Origin of the sequence: Kitasatospora sp. NPDC059462, assembly GCF_042749955.1 — a bacterium.
GTDB lineage: Bacteria > Actinomycetota > Actinomycetes > Streptomycetales > Streptomycetaceae > Kitasatospora.
The window spans coordinates 1-1,157 of record NZ_JBHYUU010000411.1 but is presented as its reverse complement, the minus strand read 5'-3'; the positions used below and the strand labels follow the sequence as shown (position 1 = coordinate 1,157).

Genomic DNA, 1,157 nt, shown 5'->3' with positions numbered 1-1,157 from the left:
GGCCGGCCCGGGCGCCCGCACGGTCACCGTGCCGGCCACCCGGTCGCGCTCCGCGGCCGGGCGCGCGGCCGCCGCGGCGCGCACCGACTTCCCGATCCACTACGTCGGCGTCAGCTGGGACGGTCCCCGGCGCGGCGGCGCGATCCGCCTGCACCACGAGGGCACCGGCCCCGGCGCCTGGCAGCCGCTCACCGCGGGCTGCGCGGGCGGGCCCGACCTGCCGGGCGGGCCGGCCGGCGGTGCCGCCGCGGGCGCGGCCGTCCTCGTCCCGGCGGGCGGCGCCACCGGCTACGAGCTGCGGCTGCCCGACGGCGCGGCCAACCTGCGCTCCACCGCCCTGGACACCACCCGGGGCCCGGCCCGCACCGCCGCGCTCTCCCCGACCGCGCCGGTCACCTTCTGCGGCGTCGAGTACCTCAGCCGTGCCGCATGGGGCGCCGACGAGTCCAAGCGCTTCAAGAACGGCGTGGAGAACTCCCCCGCCAAGTACTACCCGCTGCAGACCCTGACGGTGCACCACACCGACACCCCGAACGCGGACGCCGACCCGGCCGCCACCGTGCGGGCGATCTACGAGTACCACGCCGTCACCCAGGACTGGGGCGACATCGGCTACCACTTCCTGATCGACGAGGCGGGCCGGATCTACGAGGGCCGCTGGTCCGGCGACGACGGCCTGCCGGCGCACGACACCGCCGGCAACGTGGTCACCGCCTTCCACACCTCCGGCTTCAACTCCGGCAACCTCGGCGTCGCCCTGCTGGGCACCCTGACCGGCCAGGAGCCGACCGCCGCGGCCCGCCACTCGCTCGCCCTGGTGCTCGCGCTGCTGACCCGCACCCACGGGCTCGACCCGCAGGCCCACGTCACCTTCGTCAACCCGGTCAACGGCGTGACCAAGCCGGTCGACCTGATCAGCGGCCACCGCGACTGGCTGGCCACCGACTGCCCCGGCGGCACGATGTACGCCACCCTGCCCGCCCTGCGGGCCGAGGTCGCCGCGCTCTGACCGTCCGGCCGCGCGGCCGCCGCCCCGGGCGCCGCCCGGCCCCCCCCCCCCCGCCCGCCCCCCCCCCCCCCCCCCCCCGGGGCCCCCCCCCCCCGGGGGGCGCCGGGGGGGAGGGGGGGCCCGGGCGGGCCCCGCCGCGCCCACACCC

1 protein-coding gene is annotated in these 1,157 nt (G+C 79.4%); it reads left to right on the top strand.

The window, feature by feature from the left end; all coding sequences use genetic code 11:
- Positions 1–1,009: peptidoglycan recognition family protein (locus tag ACFXAM_RS38845; RefSeq protein ID WP_380298655.1), on the top strand; the 1,009-nt coding region annotated here is incomplete at its 5' end.
- Between the last annotated feature and the right edge of the window lie 148 nt (positions 1,010–1,157).